The organism is uncultured Microbacterium sp., from assembly GCF_900078385.1.
GTDB lineage: Bacteria > Actinomycetota > Actinomycetes > Actinomycetales > Microbacteriaceae > Microbacterium.
The window spans coordinates 134,181-155,206 of the sequence record NZ_FLQR01000008.1 but is presented as its reverse complement, the minus strand read 5'-3'; the positions used below and the strand labels follow the sequence as shown (position 1 = coordinate 155,206).

18 protein-coding genes and 1 pseudogene are annotated in these 21,026 nt (G+C 72.9%); 7 read left to right on the top strand and 12 right to left on the bottom strand.

Annotated elements, in window-relative coordinates:
- Window positions 1-252: 252 nt before the first annotated feature.
- Window positions 253-2,883, top strand: a complete 2,631-nt coding sequence (locus tag QZL85_RS10365; protein WP_295576539.1) for a DUF4062 domain-containing protein — start codon at window positions 253-255, stop codon at window positions 2,881-2,883.
- Between the two features lie 9 nt (window positions 2,884-2,892).
- Here the strand turns inward: QZL85_RS10365 and QZL85_RS10360 are convergent, their stop codons facing one another.
- The 4 genes and pseudogenes from QZL85_RS10360 to QZL85_RS10350 all read right to left on the bottom strand — a co-directional run bounded on the left by QZL85_RS10360 (window position 2,893) and on the right by QZL85_RS10350 (window position 6,477).
- A complete protein-coding gene (locus QZL85_RS10360) occupies window positions 2,893-3,417 on the bottom strand; it encodes a hypothetical protein (RefSeq protein ID WP_295576537.1) in 525 nt (174 codons plus the stop codon).
- Window positions 3,418-3,579: 162 nt separating this feature from the next.
- Window positions 3,580-4,062: pseudogene (locus tag QZL85_RS15190) on the bottom strand (DnaJ domain-containing protein); the annotation flags it as partial.
- Between the two features lie 58 nt (window positions 4,063-4,120).
- A complete protein-coding gene (locus tag QZL85_RS10355) occupies window positions 4,121-5,728 on the bottom strand; it encodes an urea amidolyase family protein (protein ID WP_295576536.1) in 1,608 nt (535 codons plus the stop codon).
- Window positions 5,722-6,477: a 5-oxoprolinase subunit PxpA gene (locus tag QZL85_RS10350; protein ID WP_295576535.1), complete on the bottom strand. Its 756-nt coding sequence runs from the start codon at window positions 6,475-6,477 to the stop codon at window positions 5,722-5,724. The genes QZL85_RS10355 and QZL85_RS10350 overlap by 7 nt, the downstream gene beginning before the upstream one ends.
- Window positions 6,478-6,813: 336 nt before the next feature.
- Here QZL85_RS10350 and QZL85_RS10345 point away from each other — a divergent pair, with 336 nt between their 5' ends.
- From QZL85_RS10345 to QZL85_RS10335, 3 genes are all read left to right on the top strand, one after another.
- Complete coding sequence (locus QZL85_RS10345; protein ID WP_295576534.1) at window positions 6,814-7,677, top strand: spermidine synthase; 864 nt, start codon at window positions 6,814-6,816, stop codon at window positions 7,675-7,677.
- 107 nt (window positions 7,678-7,784) lie between these two features.
- On the top strand, window positions 7,785-8,312 hold the full coding sequence (locus tag QZL85_RS10340) for a hypothetical protein (RefSeq protein ID WP_295576533.1): 528 nt from the start codon (window positions 7,785-7,787) through the stop codon (window positions 8,310-8,312).
- A 29-nt stretch (window positions 8,313-8,341) separates the two neighbouring features.
- Entirely contained in the window at window positions 8,342-8,830 is a 489-nt protein-coding gene (locus QZL85_RS10335; RefSeq protein ID WP_295576532.1) for a SprT-like domain-containing protein, read from the top strand.
- A gap of 21 nt (window positions 8,831-8,851) precedes the next feature.
- On the opposite strand, the gene QZL85_RS10330 is transcribed toward QZL85_RS10335, so the two are convergent.
- Both QZL85_RS10330 and QZL85_RS10325 read right to left on the bottom strand, forming a co-directional pair.
- Window positions 8,852-9,493: a 2-phosphosulfolactate phosphatase gene (locus QZL85_RS10330; RefSeq protein ID WP_295576530.1), complete on the bottom strand. Its 642-nt coding sequence runs from the start codon at window positions 9,491-9,493 to the stop codon at window positions 8,852-8,854.
- Window positions 9,490-11,961 (bottom strand): glycoside hydrolase family 3 C-terminal domain-containing protein, encoded by a 2,472-nt coding sequence (locus tag QZL85_RS10325; protein ID WP_295576529.1) that lies wholly within the window; start codon window positions 11,959-11,961, stop codon window positions 9,490-9,492. The genes QZL85_RS10330 and QZL85_RS10325 overlap by 4 nt, the downstream gene beginning before the upstream one ends.
- A gap of 90 nt (window positions 11,962-12,051) precedes the next feature.
- On the opposite strand from QZL85_RS10325, the gene QZL85_RS10320 reads away from it, so the two are divergent.
- The gene (locus QZL85_RS10320; RefSeq protein ID WP_295576528.1) at window positions 12,052-12,582 is read left to right on the top strand and encodes a hypothetical protein; all 531 of its coding nucleotides are present in this window, start codon (window positions 12,052-12,054) and stop codon (window positions 12,580-12,582) included.
- 28 nt (window positions 12,583-12,610) lie between these two features.
- Here QZL85_RS10320 and QZL85_RS10315 read toward each other — a convergent pair whose 3' ends face one another.
- The 5 genes from QZL85_RS10315 to QZL85_RS10295 form a co-directional block, all read right to left on the bottom strand.
- Window positions 12,611-14,065 carry an ABC transporter permease gene (locus tag QZL85_RS10315; protein ID WP_295576527.1) on the bottom strand — a complete coding sequence of 485 codons (1,455 nt, stop codon included), beginning with the start codon at window positions 14,063-14,065 and terminating at the stop codon, window positions 12,611-12,613.
- Window positions 14,062-14,826, bottom strand: a complete 765-nt coding sequence (locus QZL85_RS10310) for an ABC transporter ATP-binding protein (protein ID WP_295576526.1) — start codon at window positions 14,824-14,826, stop codon at window positions 14,062-14,064. The genes QZL85_RS10315 and QZL85_RS10310 overlap by 4 nt, the downstream gene beginning before the upstream one ends.
- An 86-nt stretch (window positions 14,827-14,912) precedes the next feature.
- A complete protein-coding gene (locus tag QZL85_RS10305) occupies window positions 14,913-15,572 on the bottom strand; it encodes a response regulator transcription factor (RefSeq protein ID WP_295576525.1) in 660 nt (219 codons plus the stop codon).
- Entirely contained in the window at window positions 15,569-16,720 is a 1,152-nt protein-coding gene (locus QZL85_RS10300) for a sensor histidine kinase (RefSeq protein WP_295576523.1), read from the bottom strand. The genes QZL85_RS10305 and QZL85_RS10300 overlap by 4 nt, the downstream gene beginning before the upstream one ends.
- 103 nt (window positions 16,721-16,823) lie before the next feature.
- The gene (locus tag QZL85_RS10295) at window positions 16,824-17,318 is read right to left on the bottom strand and encodes an Lrp/AsnC family transcriptional regulator (protein ID WP_295576521.1); all 495 of its coding nucleotides are present in this window, start codon (window positions 17,316-17,318) and stop codon (window positions 16,824-16,826) included.
- 96 nt (window positions 17,319-17,414) lie between these two features.
- On the opposite strand from QZL85_RS10295, the gene QZL85_RS10290 reads away from it, so the two are divergent.
- Both QZL85_RS10290 and QZL85_RS10285 read left to right on the top strand, forming a co-directional pair.
- On the top strand, window positions 17,415-18,836 hold the full coding sequence (locus tag QZL85_RS10290; protein WP_295576520.1) for a DUF6421 family protein: 1,422 nt from the start codon (window positions 17,415-17,417) through the stop codon (window positions 18,834-18,836).
- On the top strand, window positions 18,829-19,524 hold the full coding sequence (locus QZL85_RS10285; protein WP_295576518.1) for an SDR family oxidoreductase: 696 nt from the start codon (window positions 18,829-18,831) through the stop codon (window positions 19,522-19,524). The genes QZL85_RS10290 and QZL85_RS10285 overlap by 8 nt, the downstream gene beginning before the upstream one ends.
- On the opposite strand, the gene QZL85_RS10280 is transcribed toward QZL85_RS10285, so the two are convergent.
- Window positions 19,515-20,987, bottom strand: a complete 1,473-nt coding sequence (locus tag QZL85_RS10280) for an MFS transporter (RefSeq protein WP_295576516.1) — start codon at window positions 20,985-20,987, stop codon at window positions 19,515-19,517. The genes QZL85_RS10285 and QZL85_RS10280 overlap by 10 nt on opposite strands.
- Window positions 20,988-21,026: the final 39 nt, after the last annotated feature.

The following is a 21,026-nucleotide window of genomic DNA, read 5'->3' as shown; positions in this document are numbered from 1 at the left end:
GTGGAGTGCTCCCGAACCCGAAAACCTGCGCAGCACGCGCCGCCGGAATCCGACGGGGGCACAACAGGCACAAGCCGACCACCATATGAGGGCAGGGGGAAGGGAGCGCAACTACCCACTATAGCCCGGGCGACGCGCCATGTCCAGCGACATTCTTGATTTGTTCCGGATGCTGCGGTATAACCGCGCGATCACGCGCTCCGCGGCCCGGAAACCGTGGCGAAGTCGCGGCCGTCGCGCCATGATGTCCCCATGACTGGGGTCATCCGCCCCGTGATCCGCACGCCCGACCAGCGGATCCGGGTCTTCGTCAGCTCCACACTGCGCGAGCTCGCCGACGAGCGCCGTGCTGCCCGCACCGCGATCGAGCGCCTCCACCTCGCTCCGGTCATGTTCGAACTCGGCGCGCGGCCGCATCCTCCGCGGGAGCTGTACCGCTCCTACTTGGAGCAGAGCGACGTGTTCGTGGGCATCTACGGCGCCAGCTACGGCTGGGTCGCGCCGGAAGAGGAGGTCTCGGGCCTCGAGGACGAATACAACCTGGCTCCTCGGGAGATGCCCAAACTCATCTACATCAAGGCGAGCGACGACCGCGACGAGCGCCTGAAGACGCTGATCTCCCGTATCCAGGCCGACGACACCGCCGCCTACCTCCCGTTCACCGAAGCCGGCGAGCTCGAGTCCCGCGTCGCGGCGGACCTCGCGACGCTGCTCGCGGAGCGCTTCGACGAATCGCGCAGGCGCGCCGAGGACGACGATCCGACTGCCTTCGGCGCCTCCCCCGCCGCGCGGATCCCCGTGCCGTACACGACGACGATCGGGCGCGACGGGGACATCGCCGCCGTCCGGGAGATGCTCGCGTCGGGCCACGACCGGGTCGTCAGCCTCATCGGACCCGGGGGCATCGGCAAGAGCCGGCTCGCGATCGAGGTCGCCCTCGCCGCCGAGGACCTCTTCCCCGACGGGGTGTACTTCGTCCCGTTGGAGAACGTCCTGGAGCCCGCGCTGCTGATCCCGACGATCGCCTACAGTCTCGGCATCCGGGACAACGGCGAAGCCGCCCTCGAGGGGCGCATCGCGCGCGCGCTGGAAGGGCGGCGGGTCCTGGTGGCGCTGGACAACTTCGAGCAGATCGTCGAGGCCGCGCCGGTGCTCGTCCGGCTCTACGACATCGCACCGCAGGCGACGTTCCTCGTGACGAGCCGGGTCGTGCTGCGGATCCGCGGCGAGCGGGTTTACGACGTGCGCGCGCTGACGACGCCCGCCGACGGCGCGCCCGCCACCCTCGAGCGCGCGGGGATGTCGACCGCGTGCGCCCTCTTCACCGACCGCGCGCTGGCGGCCAAGCCGGGGTTCATGCTCACCGAGGACAACGCCGGCGCCGTCATGGACATCTGCCGGCGCCTGGAGGGGCTGCCGCTGGCGATCGAGCTCGCCGCCGCCAAGGTCCGGATGCTGTCCCCGCAGGCCATCGCGGAGCGCCTGAGCCGCGCCCTCCCGCTCCTGACGGCGGCCGTCCGCGACATGCCGGAGCGGCACCGCACGATGCGCGCGACGCTCGAGTGGAGCGTGAGCCTGCTGACCCCCGCGCACCGTGCCCTGCTGGAGGATCTCGGGGTCTTCGCGGAGCGGTTCACGTTCGAGGCCGTCGAGGCCATCGGCGCCGGGCGCGACTGGGAGGCCGACGCGATCGACGGGCTCGCGGCCCTCGTGGACAGCTCGCTCGTGACGCAGACCGAGATCGACGGGCGCGGCGTCCTGTCCCTCCTCGCGATCGTCCGGGAGTACGCGATCGACCGCCTCAAGGAGCGCGGCGAGGCCGACCTCATGCGCGCGGCGCACGCCGACTACCACCTCGCCCTCGTGCGGCGGATCGCGCCGGACCTGCGGGGGCCGGGGCAGGAGGCGGCGCTGGCCGAACTCGGGCTGCAGCTGGCGAACCTCCGCGCCGCCGTGCGGCACCTCGTCTACATCGACCGGCTCGACGACGCCGGCGACCTCGCCTGGGCGCTCCTTATCTACTGGTGGATCATGGGCCTGTTCGCGGGCGTGCGGGTGTGGATGCTGGAGCTCCTGGGCAAGGACAAGCCCATGACGCAGCACACGCGGGCCGTCGCCTGGTTCTACGCGCTGTGGGGGGAGCTGTGGCAGCGCCCCGCGCAGGAGGTGGTCGCGGGCCTCGGCGAGGTGGCGCGACTGTTCGCCGAAGCGGGCGACGAGGATGCCGCCGCCATGGCGTTCGCGGCCCGCGCGACGGCGCGCGTGCAGCTGCCCGACCCCGACATCGACCTCGCCGAGCGGGAGTTGAACGAGGCGGTCGAGCGCCTGCACGCGGTCGGCAACGGCTGGGGCGAGGCCATCACACGCGTCTCGCTCGGCCGCGTCGCGTGGCTCCGCGGCTCACGCGAGGACGCGCTTGCGCACTTCGAGCGGGCCAGCGCCATCGCCGACGCCGGCGGAGACCTCTTCACGCGTTCCATCGCCGGCAACCAGAAGGGCCGGCTGCTGATGGTGGGCGGCGCGGTCGACGAGGCGGAGCGCGTGTTCGTCCGCACGCTCATGGACTCGCTGCGCCTGCACCACGAGGAGGGCGTCGCCTACGGTCTCGAGGGGCTGTGTGCGGTCGCGGCGGCGCGGGGCGACGCGCGCCGCGCCGGCGAGCTCTCCGCCGCGGCGACGACCATCCGTCATCGCGTGGGCGTCTTCGACGTCGAGGCCTTCACGGTGCACTCCCTGTCGCTGGACGCGGCCCGCGCGCAGGCGCCCGCCCTCGTGGCGGAGGGCGAGGCGCGCGGCGCCGAGCTCACGCTGGCCGAGGCCGTCGCCCGCGCCCTGCCGCCGCGGGAGCTCGCCGTCGCGCAGGAGAAGCTCGCGCGCTGGTAGGGCGGTGCGTCAGCTCCAGGTCCAGGAGGCGAGGACCGAACCGGCGATCTCGTCGCGGTCGGCCTCGGAGACCGTGGGGCTGAAGGAGAAGGTGACGACGTAGGTCTGACCGTCCGCCGTGACGTAGAACTGGTCGACGACGTACTCCGTGCCCTCCGCGGCGAGCGCGGCGGAGAGGTGCGCCGACTCGGAACCCGCGACGGTGACCCGGTCACCGACCTCGACGTCGGTCGCACCGACGCCCTCGAGCTCCTCGACGCCGAGGGTCTCGACCTGCTCGGGCGTCACCTCGCCGGCCGGGGAGAGGATGACGTTGACGTTGTCCGAGAACCCGTCGGCGTCGTCCAGGTCGGCGGCGAAGGCGTCGGGGTCGAAGCCCTCGATCTCCTGATCGGGCTCACCCCAGCCCTCGGGGACGTTGAAGCTGTAGCCGGTGCCGGAGATCGTGTCACCGGTCGCCGCGGCGATCCCGGGCTCGGCGGCCTCCGTCGGGTCGGCCTCGACGGTGGGGGACGAAGAGTCGGGCCGATTCATGGTCGAGATCGCAACAGCCACGCCGCCAACTGCTAGGACTGCCGCGGCAATACCAACTACGACCAGCCGCAGGCGGCCACGTCCGGGTTCGGCGCCTGTCTCGTGTCCAGCAGGCGGACCCTCCGGAGGGTTCGCTAATCCCCCCGCACCGACGCTAACGCGAAGAGTAACGATGAGGTCCCCAGGCGGACCAGCCATCGGGCCGTCGTAGCCATATCCGCTTGCGCGTATGCGCGTCCCATCGACCGAGTTGGGTGGGACTCTGAGCGGTCGCGCCCCCAGAACCGTCTGGACCTCAATCAGGCCACCCGTTTCGGCGAGTTCCTTCGCGATCTCGTGGACAATGTGGAGGTCATTGCCGCGAGGAGATCTGTGGGCGTCCGCGGGCGACTCCGCACTCGCGGGCGCGTGCTCCGGGCGAGTTCCCCGTGGATTGGACCGATCTGGATCGCCCGAGAGCAGCACGCGACGCGCATCCTCGAGGCGCTGGAACTCGGCCGTGGCCATCTTGATTTCCGAAGCTGGTCGGCCCGCGAATCGGTCAGGATGCATCATCCGCGAGCGGGCCCGAAACGCGGCGTGAATCTGCTCGTGCGTGGCGTCCTCGTCGATGTGCAACAAAGCTCGCGCGACCTCTGGAGTCATCTTCACCCTTAACCATCTCGGTGACAGGGCAACAGCCCCTTATTTGGATGCTAGCGATTCACGACATCCGCGCGTGACGGAAGCGCAGTGTCGTGCCGGGTCGCGCCTGCGCCAGGGCGTCCCGCCCGGCATCCGACACCACCGCGATGACGGGGTAGCCGCCGGTGACGGGTCCGTCCGCGCCGAGGATGACGGGGCGGCCGGCGGGCGGCACCTGCAGGGCGCCGGGGACCATCCCCTCGCTCGGAAGCTCCTCGCCCCGCACGCGATCGAGGATCGGCCCGTCGAGACGGATGCCGACGCGGTCGGCCTGGCTGGTCACGGTCCAGGCTTCCTCGAACAGGGCTGTGAGAGCGCCGGGGCTGAACCAGTCGGCGCGCGGCCCGGGGGCCAGACCGACCTCGATGAGATCGTCGTCGGGCGGGCCCCACGGATGCAGGTCCTCGGGCGGGACGGGCCCGGACGCCTCGGGCCCGAGCCGCAGCTCGACGCCGGCGGCGAGGGGTGCCGGGCCGAGCCTGGAGAGGATGTCCGTGCTCCGCGAGCCGAGCGCCGCCCGTGCCTCGATGCCCCCGCGCGCGGCGAGGTAGCCGCGCGCGCCGCGCGTGAACCAGTCGACCTGCAGCTCCGCGCCGGCCGGCCACAGGTGCGCCTCGTACGGCGCGAGCTCGCGCCCGGCGCAGCGGATCGCACCCCACGCGCCGGTGACGGCGACCCAGAGGTCGGTGTGCGCGACCGCGCGGAAGCCGCCCAGGGTGATCTCGATGCCCGCCGCGCCCTCGTCGTTGCCGACCAGCCGGTTCGCCGTGCGCAGCGCGGCGCGGTCCAGCGCACCGGAGAGCGCCACACCCTCCGCCGCATGGCCCGGACGGCCCTGGTCCTGGACCGTCGCGAGCAGTCCGGGGTCGAGGACGGTCAGGGCGGGCCGGGCCGAGGCGGGGTGGGCCGGGGCGGGGTGGGCCGCGATGTGCGAGCCGACGCCGCCGGCTGCGCGGGTCGCGCCCGCCCTCTCGTCGTGCGCGTCGCCCGTCACCGCATCCGGAGCCCGCGGAACGAAGCGCACGCGCGTTCCGGGCGCGAGCAGGGCCGGGGTGTCGGCGTCCGGATCGAAGAGCGTCGCCGCGGTCGTGCCGATGAGCTGCCAGCCGCCCGGCGTCTCGCGGGGGTACGCGCCGCTGAAGGCGCCGGCGAGCCCGACGGCACCGGTCGGCACGCGCGTCCGCGGTGTCGCGCGGCGCGGCACGTCGAACGGCCACGCGTCGCTCACGAGGTAGCCGAAGCCCGGCGCGAAGCCGGTGAACGCGACCGTCCACTCGGTGCCGGCGTGCCGGGCCGCGAGTTCGCCCGGTGTCACACCGAGCAGTGCGGCCGTCGCGGACAGATCCTCCCCGTCGTAGACGACGGGGAGCTCGACGACGGATGCCGCGGCGGGTGCGCTCGCGGGCGCCTCCGCGGCGGCGGCGATCCACGCGCGCGCCGCGTCGAGCGGCAGCACCTGCGGGTCGACGCGGACGAGCACCGTGCGGGCCGCGGGCACGATGTCGATGACTCCCGCCGGCGGCTGCGCCGCCACCTGCGCGTGCAGGTCGAGGACCGCGGCCAGCGAGGCCACTTCGGCGAGGACGGCCCGATCACCGAAGGGCAGCAGCCGGAGGTCGATCACCACGGGGCGCGCACCGCCACGCCCGCCGCATCGAGCGCGGCACGCACGGCGCGCGCGATCGCGACGGCACCGGCGGTGTCGCCGTGCACGCACAGCGACACCGCATCCACCCGGACGAGTGTGCCGTCCACGGCCTCGACGACACCCTCGCGCACGAGTTGCACGGCGCGGGCTGCGACGGCGTCCGGGTCGTGCAGGAGTGCGCCGGGTCGGTCGCGCGGGACGAGGGAGCCGTCGGCGCGGTAGCCGCGGTCGAGGAACGCCTCGCGGCGGAACGGCAGGCCGCGGGACTCCGCCGCCCGGGCGATCGCGCCGTCCAGGCCGAGGACGGGGAGCGGGCGGCCGAGGCGGGCGGAGACATCCGCGACGGCGGTCGCGAGGGCGCCCGCGGTGTCGGCATCCGCCGTGACCGCGTGATAGAGCGCGCCGTGGGGCTTGACGTAGCGGAGGTCGGCGCCGGCCGCAAGGAGCGCGGTCAGCTGCGCCGCCACCTGCGCGCGCAGCACGGCGGGCGGGACATCCTGCGCGGCGCGGCCGAACCCGGGACGGTCGACGTAGGAGGGGTGTGCGCCGACGGCGACGCCGTGACGTCCCGCGCGCTCGACGGCCTCGCGCATCGAGGCGTCGTCGCCGGCGTGACCGCCGCACGCGATCGAGGCGCTGGAGGCGACCGCGAACATCGCCTCGTCGTCGGCCGTCGGCACGCCGTCGACGGTCTCGCCGAGGTCCGCGTTGAGGTCGATCACCGCCATGCCCCCACGGTAGCGCCGCCCGGCCCCGCTCCCGGGCCGCCGTCATCCGCTGAGAAACCACCTCGAGCATGAGACACCACGCCAGGGGTGGTTTGTCATGCCGGATGTGGTTTCTCGCGGCCCTGGGAGGTGCGGGCACAGAGGGAGGCCCGGGCACGGAGGCGCGTGCCGCGAGCCGGCATAGGCTCGCCGAGCCCATCCGCGAATGACGTCGGAGTCGCAGGGGGTCGGCGAGCCGTTGCTGGTTCGCCGGTGTGAGCGGCGCGGGGAGCACAGGCGCGGGGGCGGGGGGCGCGCGGCGCAGGCGCGGCGCCGGGGCGCGGGTAGCGTGGGGGCATGGCGCGCGCGCGGGTGGAGGAAGCGGGGCCGTCGCGGCGCCTGTCGGACGGCACGCTCGCCCGCATCGTCCCGAGCCGCTTCGCCGGCGGCTACGAGCTCGACGTCGACGGGACCCCGCAGTCGCACGTCGACCTCGACGATCCGACGCACCTGCACTTCGAGTACATCGCGCGGATGGCGGCCGTTGTCGACCTCCTCGGGATGCCCGGCCAGCCGCTCACCACCGTGCACCTCGGCGCCGGGGCGCTCACCCTGCCGCGCTACCTCGAGCACACCCGGCCCGGCTCCCGCCAGCAGGTGGTCGAGCTCGAGCAGCCCCTCGCGGATCTCGTGCGGGAGAACCTCCCCCTGCCCCGCGGCGCGCAGGTGCGCATGCGCATCGGCGACGCGCGGGCCGTCGCGGAGAAGATGCCGCCCGGTCTCGTCGGCGCCGCGGACCTCGTGATCTCCGACGTCTTCGCGGGGGCGCAGACACCCGCGCACCTCACGACCGTCGAGTACTACCGCACGCTCGCACGCCTCCTCGCCCCCGCCGGCGTCCTGCTCGTCAACGTCGCCGACGGCGCCGGACTCGCATTCGCGCGGCGCCAGGTCGCCACCGTGCGCGCCGTGCTGCCGGAGGTCATCGTTCTCGCAGAGGTGCAGACGCTGAAGGGGCGCCGGTTCGGGAACCTCGTCATCGCCGCGTCGCCCGCGCCCCTGCCGGTCGAATGGCTGCCCCGCCTCATGGCCGCGGGCCCCCACCCCGCGAAGGTCGCGCAGGGCACCGAGCTGGACGAGTTCGCGCGCGGCGCGCGGGTTGTGACGGATGCGGATGCCGTCCCGTCGCCGAAGCCCGCGGCCTCCGTGTTCGAACGCTGAGCCCGGTTCCGACTCCGAGGTCGACGGCGCGCGGCGTGCCTCGCCGGATGCGGCGGACCTCGGGTGACACTGGAGGCGCGAACCGGCACGCGCGAAGGGAGACGACGGTGAGCTACATCCTCGGGTACGACCCCGACACCCTGCGCGAGCAGGTCGATCTCCGCCGCTGCAAGGACCGTCTCGACGAGCTCGGCGACCAGCGGAGCCTCCCCGCCCTCCTCGAGCGCGTGTGGCTGCTCAAGGTGCTCGGCAAGCTCGAGGACGCGCTCGTCGTCTCGGAGCAGGCGGTGCGGGTCGCCCGCATGGCCGGCACCCGGAAGGACCTCCTCCGCGCCCGCGTGCTGCACGCGACCGTGCAGCAGTTCCGCGGCGCTTACGCGGCCGCGCTGCACGAGCTGAACATGTGCACGGAGGAAGCCGAGGGGCAGGGGTGGACGCCGCTCGCGGCCTTCGCGTTCCAGCACCGCGGCAAGGTCCACTTCGACGCCGGCGACTACTCCGCCGCGCGCACCGACTTCAAGCGGGCGCTGTTCCTGCGTCAGGAGTCCGGAGCGCCGGAGGACCAGCTGGAGTCCACACTGCTCGCGATCGAGGCCGCCGACCGGCGCCGCGGCGCAGCATCCGTCGCCAGCTGAGTGTCCGACCCCCGCTCTATCGTCCCCGCATGACCGAGCTGCACATCGTCCGCCACGAAGCGGAAGCCCTCATCGCGGCGCACCTCGATACGTCCTGGTCGTTCGCCTTCGACAACGCCAAGCGCCGCGCCGGCGCCTGCGACTACACCCGCAAGCGCATCACGGTGTCGCGGTACCTCGCCGCCCGGTTCGACGACGAGGAGAACCGGCAGGTGCTGCTGCACGAGGTCGCGCATGCGCTCGCCGGAGCGAAGGCCGCACACGGGGCGGCATGGAAGCGGACGGCGCGATCCCTCGGGTACACCGGCGGCGTGACGCACTACGGCGAGACGGCGAACGAACTCGCGCCCTGGGTGGGCGTCTGCCCCGCCGGTCACACGGCCTACCGGCACCGCCGTGCGACGCGGGCGACGTCGTGCGCGAAGTGCTCGCCGGTCTTCGACGAGCGGCACCTCTTCAGCTGGCGACGGCGCGAGATCACCGCCGCGACGCGCCTGGCCGCGATGACGCCGCGCTGAGCCGGCCGCTCCGCACCGGACTCAGGCGTACGCGGTGAACCGGCCGTCGCGGAGGACGGGGACGCAGGTCGCGGCATCCACCGCTGCGGCGGCGACGACCTCGTCGCGCTGCCCCCGGTCGATGAGCTCCTGACCCGAGCCGCTCGCCGTGAGGAGATGCCGGACCGCGCCGCGGAGCCCGCGGAACGCCTCACCGGCCGCCGCCGCCTCCGGCGACGTGTGATCCACGCCGAGGGCGCCGAGCGCATCGACGACGGCGCCGGCGCCGAGAAGGTCCTCGACCGCGAACCGCAGCGGCGCGCCGGGGTCGCCCGGCACCAGCTCTCCCGCCGCGATGAGCGCGATGCTCGTCCGATCGCCGCGACGCCGCTGCTCCGCGAGGATCGCGTCCGCGACGGCGCGTGCATTGCGCAGCGCCCCCAGCAGGACGGCGGTCCCCTTCGCGGCGGCGTGCGCGGCCACCGCCGCGCCGTTGAGCGAGACGGCGTGCGCTGCGGCGTCGAGCGCGACGGACTCCCCCGCCGCGACCCGGTCGACCACGGTCGACGAGAAGCGCAGGACGTCGACGACCACCGTGATGTCGGCCGGCGCGAGGCGCTCGAGACCGGTCACGCCCCAGTCGAGGCGCACCTGGTAGCGGGACTGGTCGAAGGGGGAGCTCACGCGTCCAGGCTACGGGCGTCGACGACCGGCTTCAGCGCGAGGACGAGGCGCAGCACGTTCCGCGCCGAGCGCTGCAGTTCTCCGAGCGTCAGCCCGTCCGGGCGCGCCAACGACTCGAGGATCGTGTCGTCGGCGTGGTCGCCGGGGCCGGTCTGGGTCTTCACGCCGCCGGGCATGAGCACGTCGACCTGGGCCCGCACGCGGTAGGCGTTGTTCTCGAGCGCGGGGAAGTCCGGATCGACGGCCTCCTCCATCCACCAGTCGGTGATGACGCAGCCGGCGTACCCCCACTCCTCCCGCAGGATCGTCGTGACGAGGTCGTGGTGGTAATGCGCCCACACGCCGTTGACCTGGTTGTACGAGGTCATGAGGGCGAGGGGCTCCGCCTCCCGCACGCAGATCTCGAACCCGCGCAGGTAGATCTCCCGGAGCGCCCGCTCGGAGACGCGCGAGTCGTTGCGTGTCCGATTGGTCTCCTGGTTGTTGACGGCGAAGTGCTTCGGGCACGCCGCGACGCCGTTGGACTGCACGCCCGTCACGACGGCGGCGGCCATCCGGCCCGTCAGCAGCGGGTCTTCGGAGAAGTACTCGAAGTTGCGTCCGCAGAGCGGGTCGCGGTGGATGTTCATGCCGGGGCTCAGCAGCACGTCGGAGCCCTTGCGGATCATCTCCTGGCCGTGCAGCGCGGTGAGTTCGCGGACCAGCGCGGTGTCCCACGTGGATGCCAGGGCGGTGCCCGACGGCAGCAGCGAGGCATACGCGGAGAGGCGGATGCCGCTGGGGCCGTCGGTCGTCGTGACCGGCGACACGCCCTTCGCGCGCAGCGAGGCGGACACCCCGCCGAGGACGCCCGCGTTCCCCGCGGCGCCCAGCGGGCTGTGCATCGTGACGTCGCCGCGGGCCAGGAGCGCGAGCTCCTCGGCGCTCAGCTGGGCGACGAACTCGTCCAGGGTCGCGGTGCCGTCGGCGACGGCGTCCAGCGGGATGCCGCGGTCCCCGGTCGGCGGGGTCTCCGCGGGGAGACCCGCGGCGACGCGCTCGGCGCGGCGGACGGTCGCGGTGGGCACGTCCTGCCACGCGACGAGGGCGCGGCCGTCCTCGTCGCGCGCGAGGGTCATCCGGCGGAACGGGGTCGACGGTGACGGGGCGGCTGCTTCGGAGACCTGGCGGACGACGCGCAGCACGTCGAGCGTCACGACGGCGGCCGGGGTGGCCGCGCGCACGTCGGTGCCGACGAGGAAGCCGTAGTCGCCGGCCTCGAGCACCCAGGCGCTCCGGTGGCCGGTGACTCCCGAGTCGTCGTAGGAGGCCAGGTCGTCGAGGCGCACCGCGAGCTCGACCCGCTCGACGTCGCCGGGCGCCAGATCGCCCGTCTTCGCGAACGCGGCGAGGCGGCGGGCGGGTTGACCGAGGCGGCCGTCCGGCGCGGCGACGTACACCTGCACGACCTCCCGTCCGGTGTGCGTCGTGCCGCTGTTGCGGACGTCGACGGCGAGGCGGATGCCGCCGGCATCGGTCTGCGTCCCCGCGACCGTGACGTCGAACGTCGTGTACCCGAGGCCGTGGCCGAACGGGTACTGCACGCGCTCGGGTGCGAAGGTCTCGAACCAGCGGTAGCCGACGAAGATGTCCTCGGCGTACTCGTTGAAGTCGGGGTTCCCGAAGTTCGCGGCGCTCGGGTAGTCGGAGTAGGACCAGGCGATCGTGTCGGTCAGCTTGCCGCTCGGCGCGATCTCGCCGGAGAGCACGGCGGCGACGGCGCGCGCGCCCTCCATCCCGCCCTGCCAGGCGTAGAGGACGGCGCCGATGCGGTCGCCGTAGCCGGCGACCCACGACAGGTCCATGACGTTCCCGGCGTCGAGGACGACGACGGTGTGCGCGAAGGATGCCGTGACGGCATCCAGCATCGTCCGCTCGTCGTCGGTGAGGTGGAAGCTGCCCGGCGCTCGGACGCTCTCCCGGGCCTCACCGGCCGCCCGCCCGATCACGACCACCGCCGTGTCGGCGCGCTCCGCCGCCGCGGCGGCGACCGCTCGATCCAGGGGCATCTCCGGGAAGTGGTGCGGCCACTGTCCCCACGTGCCCTCGAACGCCGGGCGGTTGCGGGCGCACCAGTCGGTGTAGAGGTCGGCGATCTCGGCGTCCACCTGCACGCCGGCGTCGCGCAGGCCGGAGAGGAGGTTCCACACGTACGGCACCTTCACGTCGCCGCCCGATCCGTAGCCGACGGCGAACCAGTCGATCTGCACGCGCCCGAAGACGGCGACGGGACGACCCCCGAGGGGCAGTGTGCCGTCGTTGTGCAGCAGGACCAGACCGTCGGCGGCTGCCTGACGAGCGACCCCGGCCAGAGCCGGGTCGAGGGTGGGGTCGGTGTCCTCGAGCAGCGTGGAGATCTGCGCGACGGATTCGACCGGCGTCACCGCGTGCGAGCGGTCACCGGATTCAATGGCGGGAGAAATGGGCATCGGCGTCCAGAGGTCTGTCGAGTCGGTATGGGAGCGCTCCCATTCATCGTTTCACTCTAGACCGAATCGGCCGTGATGCGACACTGAGGCATGCGGATCCTTCTGAAGCTCGTCCTCGACTGCGACGCGGATGCCGCGTGGCGGGCACTGCACTCCCCGCGCGCGGTCGCGGAGCTGTACGCACCGCTCCTGGGCATGCAGCCGCTGGAGGCGCACCCCGCGACGTCGATGACGGTCGGCGCCGACGTGCCGGTCCAGCTGACGTTCGCCGGCGCCATCCCGGTGGGGCGGCAGCTCATCCATGTGAGCGAGCGCTACACCGAGGACAGCCGTGGCCCGGTCCGGATCCTGCGCGACAGCGGCATTCCGCTCACCGGCCCGCTCTCCGCGCTGGATGTCTGGGACCACCAGATGGCCGTCTCCCCGGCGCCCGGCGATCCGAGCAAGACGCTCTGGCGCGACCGGCTCGTGGTCGGCGGCGCCGCGGCCCTTCCGCTCTGGCCCGTGCTGTGGGCGACCTGGCAGTGGCGGGGTGCGCGCCTGCGGCAGGTGGCACCGTCCTGGGCGTACGACCCCGAGACCGCTCTGCACGACGACGGGGATGCCGCGACCGAAGCCTGAAGCGACACCCCCGTCGACCTGCGCCTCGTCACTCGGCGAGCGCCTCCACCGGCGCGACGCGCGTGGCGAGCCGCGTCGGGGTGACGGCGGCGACGAGGGTGAGCGCCGCCGTCGCCACGATGACGACCAGCATCGGAACCCATGGCATCCCCGGCGCGACGAACGTCGGCGACGACCAGTCCGGCGGGATCTGGATCGACCCGAACAGCGACTGCGCCGCCGCCCACCCATACGCGATGCCCAGCACCAGCCCGAAGACGAGCGCCGTGATCGTGACGTGCGCCGCCTCGAACAGGACGACCCGCCGCACCTGCGCGGACGTCAGCCCGAGGGCACGGAGCAGTCCGAGTTCGCGCCGCCGCTGCACGATGCCGATCGTGAGGAGGTTGACGAGGCCGACCGCCGCGATGACGGCCGAGACCGCGACGAGCCCCATCATGATCGCCGCGAACGTGTCGAGGATCTGCGCCAGGTCGCCCGGAAGCTCGCCGCCGCCCGAGGCCGCCATGACGATCTTCACCGACTCGTTGGCGACGGCGAACATCGTCACGAGAGCGACGCCCATGACGACGCCGATCGCCATGCGGCTCGAGCGCTCGGGGTAGCGAAGGGCGTTCTCCGCGGCCAGGCGCGCGGGGGCGGATCGGCCGAACAGCCGCCCCGTGAGTCGGAGCAGCGGGGGCATGACGAGCACCGCGCCGAGGGTGAGACCCGTGAAGGACGCCAGCCCGCCGAAGAACGCGACGACGACGCCGAGCGGGGTCAGGAGACCGATCAGGATGCCGGCGGCGAGCAGCGCGGCACCGACGACGAACAGCGCGATCGCGGCGACAGGACGGCTGCGTGCCGCGCTCACCTCGTCGTGCGAGCGCTCGACCGAGCCGGAGAGCACCTGCAGCGGCGTGACCGACAGGACGCGGCGCGATCCCGCCCACGCGGCGGCCCAGGTCGTCAGCGCGACGATCGCCGCCGGGATCAGCAGCACGGGCTGGACGACGGTGTACATCACGTCGATCGCGAGGAGGCGCGACCCGAGCGCGAGCAGTCCCCACGCCGCGAGCGTGCCGCCGACGAGTCCGACGAGGCCCCCGATCGCTCCGACGACGAGCCCCTGCCGGGCGATCTCGCCGCGCTGAGCGCGCGCCGACGCGCCGATCAGCCGGAGGAGGGCGATGTGGCGCGTGCGCCCGGCGACGATCGTCGCGAACGTGTTCGCCGTGACGATGGCCGCAACGTACACGGCGACGCCGACGAGCAGGATGCTGAGGATGCCCACGACGACGGCGACGGTCTCGCCGCCGCCGATGTACGGGTCGGCCTTCAGCCACGCACCGAGGAACCCCGTCGCGCTGATGAGCAGGACGCCGAATGCCGCGGAGATCGCCGCGACGAGGACGGTCGCCCCCATGCCGCGCTCGCGCAGCCAGGCGGGGATCGCCACCGGCATCCGTCGCGCCGGTCCGGCGACAGCGACGGCGGTCATGCCGGCACCTGCTCGGCGGCGAGCATGTGGGCCGAGACGGCTTCGGCCGTCTGTGCGGGCTTGTCGGCGACGATGCGGCCGTCGCCGAGGAAGAGGACGCGGTCCGCGTACGCGGCGGCGACCGGGTCGTGCGTCACCATCGCGATGGACTGGCCGTGCTCGCGGCTCGCGGCGGCCAGCAGCGAGAGCACCTCCCGGCCCGAACGGGAGTCGAGGTTGCCGGTGGGTTCATCGGCGAAGACGAGGTCGGGCGCCGTCGCGAGGGCGCGCGCGATCGCGACGCGCTGCTGCTGCCCGCCGGAGAGTTCGTGCGGCCGGTGCGTGAGACGCGGACCGAGACCGAGCGACTCGATGAGTCCGTCGATGCGCGCCCGCTCGAGCGCGCTCGGCGATCGGCCGTCGAGGTCGAACGGCAGCAGGATGTTGCCGAGGGCGTCGAGGGTCGGGACGAGGTTGAACGACTGGAAGACGAAGCCCACCCGCCGGCGGCGCAGGATCGTCAGCTCGAGGTCGGACAGACCGGTGATGTCGGTGTCGCCGATCCACGCGCGCCCCGAGGTCGGGGCGTCCAGCCCCGCCATGATGTGCATGAGCGTGGACTTGCCGGAACCGGAGGGCCCCATGATCGCGGTGAACTCACCGCGGCGGATGCCGACGGTGACGCCGTCGAGCGCGCGGACGGCGGACTCGCCCGCGCCGTAGGTCTTGGTCAGCTGCTGCACCCGGGCAGCCAGGCCCAGGTCGGTCGATGTGATCTCCATGTCTTCGACGCTACGAAGCCGGGCGGGGATGGCGCGTCCGCCGGGAGTCGCTCGGATGTACATCTCCAGGATGATCCGTGCGGCGGTCAGGCCAGCCCGTGCTCGAAGGCGAACACGACGAGCTGCACACGGTCACGGAGCGCCAGCTTCGTGAGGATGCGGCTGATGTGGGTCTTGACAGTCGCCTCGGACAGGTATTCGCGCGCCGCGATCTCGGCGTTGGAGAGGCCGCGGGCGGCGAGCGCGAAGATCTCCCGCTCCCGTTCGGTCAGGGTCGCGTAGCTGGCGGGCACGGGCGCGGCTGCAGCCTCCGGGAAGTGGGCGAAGAGCTCGCGGGTCGCGGCGGCGGCGATGACCGCCGAGCCGGCGTGCACTGTCCGGATGGCGGCCAGGAGGAACTCGGGGTCGGCATCCTTCAGCAGGAAGCCGCTCGCGCCCTGGCGGATCGCGCGGGCCGCGGCCTCGTCGAGGTCGAAGGTGGTGAGCATGACGATCCGCGGCGAGGTGTCGCCGAACGATGCGTCCTGGAGGAGCTCAGCCGTCGCCGCGAGCCCGTCCATGACCGGCATCCGGATGTCCATCAGGACCACGTCGGGACGCGTCGCGCGGACCATGCGGAGGGCCTCGGCGCCGTCGCCGGCCTCCCCCACGACCGCGAGGTCGGACTGGGAGTCGATGACCATGCGGATCCCGGCGCGGAAGAGCGCCTGGTCGTCGACGAGGACGACACGGATCGGGGCGCTCACGCGGCCCCGCCGATCGGCAGGGTCGCGTTGACGACGAACGCAGCGCCCTCGACGCCGGCGTCGAGGCTTCCGCCGACGAGCTGCGCGCGCTCGCGCATCCCGATCAGGCCGTGGCCACGCGGCTCGTCGGTGCGCGGTCCGACCGGGTTGCGCACGTGCATCTCCACACGGTCAGGATGCCACGCGAGGGCGACATCGACGGGGCCGCCGTCGCCGTGGCGGAGGGCGTTGGTGAGCGCCTCCTGCAGGATCCGGTAGACGGCCAGCTGCACGGATGCCGGCGGTTCGCCGTGCGGCGCGGGATCGATGTCGACGCGGAGGTCGACGCCCGCGCCGCGCACATGCGCGTACAGCTGCTCGAGGTCGGCGAGGGTCGGCTGCGGCCCGTCGGCCTGACTGTGCCGCAGCTGGGTGAGCAGCAGTCGCACGTCGGAGAGGGCCGCGCGCGCCGTGGCGGAGATCGTCCCCAGCGCCGCGGTGGCCGCGTCCGGGTCGACCGCCGCAGCGTACCGGGCGCCGTCGGCCTGCGCGATGACCACGGCGAGGGAGTGCGCGACGACATCGTGCATGTCACGGGCGATGCGGGTGCGCTCCGCCTCGGTCGCCGCTGCCGTCTCGGCGCGCTCCTGCGCGCGCCGGGTCTCCCGCGCCCGGACGCCGGTGCGGACGAGGGCGCCGATGGTCCAGGCGAGTCCGAGGCCGAACAGGGCGGCGAGGAGCACGGCGAACGCCGTCGTGATGGACGACAGGCTGAACCCGCCGCCGCCGAAGACCGGCAGGAAGATGTACAGCGTGATGACCGCGGCGCCCACGAGGACGGACGCGAAACCGGCCCAGAACACGCGCCGCGAGCCGTACGCCGCCGTGACGTACAGCACGGCGAAGATCGCGAGGTCGGTGTAGCCCGGTGTGCGACCGAAGGCCATCTGCACGATGGCACCGGCCCAGGCGATGCCGAGGGACAGCCCGGGCGCGAGCCGCCGCACCGCCAGTGCGGCGGCCATCGCGATGACGACGAGCACGGCGCCGAGGGCGTTGAACGACAGGGACGGGTCGGCGCGCAGCTCGACGGGGAATGCCACGACGGCGAACAGCCCGGCGAGGACGAGGTCGACGACGAGCTGGTATCTGCGGAGGGGGCGGAGCACGCCTCGACGCTACGCGAGGGCCCCGCCCGTCGGCATCCACCGCGGGATGTATCCCGGCCCGCTGTGGGGGATGTCGGGACAGGTCGCCGGAGCCGCGGTGCCGTCAGCGGGTGAGGGCCGGGTCGATCGGGCGGTTCTCGAAGAAGGTCTGCAGCACGACCGTCGTCCGGGTGCTGACGGCGGCCGCCTGGCGGATGTCGCGGATCAGCACCTCGAGGTCGCGCGGTGCGGCCACGCGCACGAACAGCATGTAGCTGGCGGCGCCGGCGATGGAGTGGCAGGCCTCGATGGCGTCGAGGTGCTCGAGCATCTCCGGGGCATTATCCGGCTGCGCCGGGTCCAGCGGGGTGATCTCGATGAAGGCGGCGAGCGGGCGACCGACGGCGTCGGGATCGACGACGGCACGGTAGCCGCGGATCGCTCCCCGGGACTCGAGTCGGCGGAGCCGCGTCTGCACCGCGGAGACCGACAGTCCCACGGCGGCGGAGAGGTGCGCCAGGGTCGCGCGTCCATCGCGCGAGACCTCCCGGACGATCTGCACGTCGATCTCGTCGTCGAGGTGCCTCGTGACGGCGCGGGTCTCCTCCGGGGTGTTCACGCCGCCAGGTTACCGGAAATTTTCCTGTCTCTGGATTTCTCCGGCGGAAGAAGTCCCGTAGAATTGCGCGGACCGCGAGCGACGAACGGAGGACTCATGACCATCAGCCACGCCCCCGCAACGGTGCAGGCCGTCATCGGCGAGCCCGAGGTCGTCGAGGACGCCCGTTCGCTCGCCGAGCATCCCGCCTGGCGGGCGCTGAAGGCTGCCGCCACCGAGCTGCAGCGGTTCCAGGCGCAGGACGGATCGGTCGCAGACCCCGCCGACCACCCCACCGCGCGGCACCTCGTCACGACCATCACCCGCGCGATCGACGAGTTCGCGCCGCACGTCCCGCATGATGCCGCGTATCTCGCGGCGTCGGTGAGCGATTTCGCGCGCTGGGCCGAGGAGGGCTTCGGCGTGCCCGACTTCCTCGATTCCCTCGCGGCCTTCCAGCCGCAGGAGCACCGGATCGACGGCCTCCCCCACCTCGTCGTCTTCCCGATGTACACGCAGAACGGGTCGCGCAACCGCTTCGTGGAGGCCGTGCTCGTCGAGGTTATCTGGCCCGAGTTCATCGGGCAGCTCGAGACCGAGTACACGAACCGCCTGTTCGTCTCGCTGCGACTCATCGACTTCACTCCCGGCTACGACACCAACTCCGCCGTGCTGTTCCCCGAGACCGTCGCGATGCGCGAGATCCCGACGTTCACGTGGGGCGCGATCTTCCAGGACCGCGAGGCCGCGCGCTACCGCCGCGTCGTGCGCGCCGCATCCGAGATCACGAAGCTCGCCCTGCCCGCCGGAGCCGCGCGGATGCTGGAGGACCAGACCCTCGCGGAGAAGACGTTCGTGATGTGGGACATCATCCACGACCGCACCCACATGCGCGGCGACCTGCCGTTCGACCCGTTCATGATCAAGCAGCGGATGCCGTACTTCCTCTACTCGCTGGAGGAGCTGCGCTGCGACCTGACCGCGTTCCGGGAGTGCGTCGCGATCGAGCAGCGGCTCGCGCCCCGCGATGACCTGACGTCGACCGAGCGCGAGATGCTCGAGCACGCGGGCCTCGTGCAGTACGCCGTGATCTTCGACCGGATCTTCCGGTTCGCGATCACCGGCGCACGGGTGCGCAACTACGACGCGGTCGGCGGGCAGCTGCTGTTCGCCTGGCTGCACCAGCGCGGCGTGCTGCACTGGACCGACACGGCGCTCGCGTTCGATTGGGACGAGGTCCCGGCCGCGGTCGTCGCGCTCGCCGACGAGATCGACACGCTCTACTGGGAGTCGATCGACCGCCCGAAGATCGCGCACTGGCTCGCGGCATACGAGCTCGTCCGCCGGACGCTCACTCCCCACCCGGCGTCGGCGTGGGCGCGCGGGCTTCCCGACGACGTGCTCGCCGGCCCGCCGAAGGGGTACACCGACGCGGTGCGGGACGACGAGTTCCCGCTGTCGATGTTCTTCGAGGCGCTGGAGAAGAAGATGCGCCCCGTCATCGACTCGACCGCCGGCATCCGTGGAACGGATGCCTGACTCCCCCCGCGGCGTCGCGGGACGGACCGTGCTCGTCGCCGGGGCGACGAGCACCAGCGGGGCCGTCGCGTCCCGCGTCCTGGCCGGGGCCGGCGCGCGGGTGATCGCGGTCGGCCGCGATCCCGAGAAGCTGGCCGCGCTCGTCGTGGACACTCCGCGTGACCGACGGGTGCGCACGGAAGTGTGCGATCTCACGGACGAGCGGGGCGTCGCGACCCTCGCGGAGCGGCTGCGGGCGGACGGCATCCGCGTCGACGGCCTCCTGCACCTCGTCGGCGGGTGGCGCGGGGGCGGCGGACTCGCCCGTCAGAGCGACGAGGACTACCGCTTCCTCGAGGGCGGCCTCACGGCGCTCCGGCATGTCACGCGGGCGTTCGACGCCGACCTGCGGGCCTCGGATGCGGCGCGGCTCGCGATCGTCTCGTCCACAGCCGTCGCGCGCCCGCTCGCGGGCGGCGCCAACTACGCCGCCGTCAAGGCGGCGTCCGAGGCGTGGGCGCGCGCCGTCGCGCAGGGGTTCGCGAAGGCGGCCCGGGACGGGCACGTGCCGCTGCGGGCGGCATCCGTCGTCTTCCGCGTGACGGCGCTGGCCGGTCTCGAAGACGCCCTGGCGACACGCTTCGCGGCGCTCTGGGATGCGGATGCCGCGAGCGTCAACGACACCGTCGTGACGCTCGGTCAGGACTGATTCGCGTCGCCACCCGCCATGCCGCCCACCGCGCCGCGGGCGGCGGCGGGCGGCACGGTCTCGCCCGTGGCCGGCACGGATCCGGGCGCCTCGGCGTACTCGGCCGACAGCACGCGGTACGACTTCGTGAGGAACGCCAGCACGCCGAAGACGATCATGATGAGGCCGGCGAAGAGGAAGACGAGCGCGATGCCGCGCGCCTCACCCTCGCCGAGCAGCCATCCCCACGCGTCGTCACCCGCGCCGGTGCGCATGTAGGGGATCACCCAGAACTGCGCGATCGGCGCGACGAGGAACGAGGTGATGGGTGCCGCCGACACCTCGAGCGCCGTCGCCGCCCCGAACACGCGTCCCTGCTTCTCGAACGGCACGACCTTCTGGATGACGGTCTGCTCGGCCGCCTCGGCCGCGGGGACCAGCGCCATGTACGCCCAGATCCCGACCGCGTACAGCCAGCCCCATTCGCGGATCGTGAAGAGCGCGCCGAGCGCGCCCATGCCGATGACGACGAACAGGAGCGTCCGGATCGGGTTCCGCCCGAGTCCCTTCGCGGCGATGAGGCCGCCGCCCACGAGGAAGCCGGTCGAACCCACCGCGAGCACCACACCCCACCACTCGACGGGGAACAGCGTCAGCCCGTACGGGTCCATGAGCGCCATGTAGACGCCGCCGATGAGGTTGTTGAACGTCGAGAAGATGATGAGCGCGAACAGGCCCGGCACCGCGCGGATCGCGAGGGCGGCACCGCGCACATCGGCGGCCTTCGCCGACTCGTCCCGCTCCGGCTGGCCTTCGGGGACGCGGACCGTCAGCAGGTGCAGGAGCGCCACCGCGGTCATCACGATCGCGATGACGAGGGTCCAGCCCATGCCGAGGAGCCCGATCGACAGGCCGGAGAAGACGCTCGTGACGAGGAAGGCGAGGCCCTGCACCGTGCCGACCAGGCCGTTCGCGTTGGCGTGCCGTTCGACCGGGATGAGCAGGGTGACGGTCGTGGACAGCGCGATGTTGCGGAGGTTCTCGACGACGGCCCCGGCGAGGATGATGCCCGAGAAGAGCCAGAACCATGGTCCGCCGAGGTCGAGGAGCGCCGATTCGGGCTGCGCCAGGTACACGGCGCCGGCGACGAGGAACGCCGCGAGGGTCGCGAAGGCGGAGACCACCATGATGCGGTGCTTGCGATGGCGGTCCACGAGCGTGCCGAAGACCATCCCGAAGATCGCGAGGAGGAGCATGTAGGCGCCGCCGATGATGCCGGTGGCGAGCACCGACTCGGTCTCGATGTACACCCAGAAGGTCAGCGCGAACCAGAGGAAGCTCGTCGTCACGTTGGCCGCGGCCGTGTTGACCAGGACGTGCCGGAAGGTGCGCTCGCCGCCGGGCGGGGCGAGCTGCGAGCGGGGTGCGGCGGCGGCAGGCGGGGCGGCGGCGGCATCCATGTCGGGACGCAGGTCGTCGGACATACCGTGAGGGTACGCGCCGGGGCGGACATCGGCGAGGGG

Coding starts and splice junctions, on each gene's coding strand:
- QZL85_RS10365 (WP_295576539.1), top strand. CDS start 253: ATGACTGGGGTCATCCGCCCCGTGATCCGCACGCCCGACCAGCGGATC.
- QZL85_RS10360 (WP_295576537.1), bottom strand. CDS start 3,417: ATGAATCGGCCCGACTCTTCGTCCCCCACCGTCGAGGCCGACCCGACG.
- QZL85_RS10350 (WP_295576535.1), bottom strand. CDS start 6,477: ATGGCGGTGATCGACCTCAACGCGGACCTCGGCGAGACCGTCGACGGC.
- QZL85_RS10345 (WP_295576534.1), top strand. CDS start 6,814: ATGGCGCGCGCGCGGGTGGAGGAAGCGGGGCCGTCGCGGCGCCTGTCG.
- QZL85_RS10335 (WP_295576532.1), top strand. CDS start 8,342: ATGACCGAGCTGCACATCGTCCGCCACGAAGCGGAAGCCCTCATCGCG.
- QZL85_RS10325 (WP_295576529.1), bottom strand. CDS start 11,961: ATGCCCATTTCTCCCGCCATTGAATCCGGTGACCGCTCGCACGCGGTG.
- QZL85_RS10320 (WP_295576528.1), top strand. CDS start 12,052: ATGCGGATCCTTCTGAAGCTCGTCCTCGACTGCGACGCGGATGCCGCG.
- QZL85_RS10315 (WP_295576527.1), bottom strand. CDS start 14,065: ATGACCGCCGTCGCTGTCGCCGGACCGGCGCGACGGATGCCGGTGGCG.
- QZL85_RS10310 (WP_295576526.1), bottom strand. CDS start 14,826: ATGGAGATCACATCGACCGACCTGGGCCTGGCTGCCCGGGTGCAGCAG.
- QZL85_RS10290 (WP_295576520.1), top strand. CDS start 17,415: ATGACCATCAGCCACGCCCCCGCAACGGTGCAGGCCGTCATCGGCGAG.
- QZL85_RS10285 (WP_295576518.1), top strand. CDS start 18,829: ATGCCTGACTCCCCCCGCGGCGTCGCGGGACGGACCGTGCTCGTCGCC.
- QZL85_RS10280 (WP_295576516.1), bottom strand. CDS start 20,987: ATGTCCGACGACCTGCGTCCCGACATGGATGCCGCCGCCGCCCCGCCT.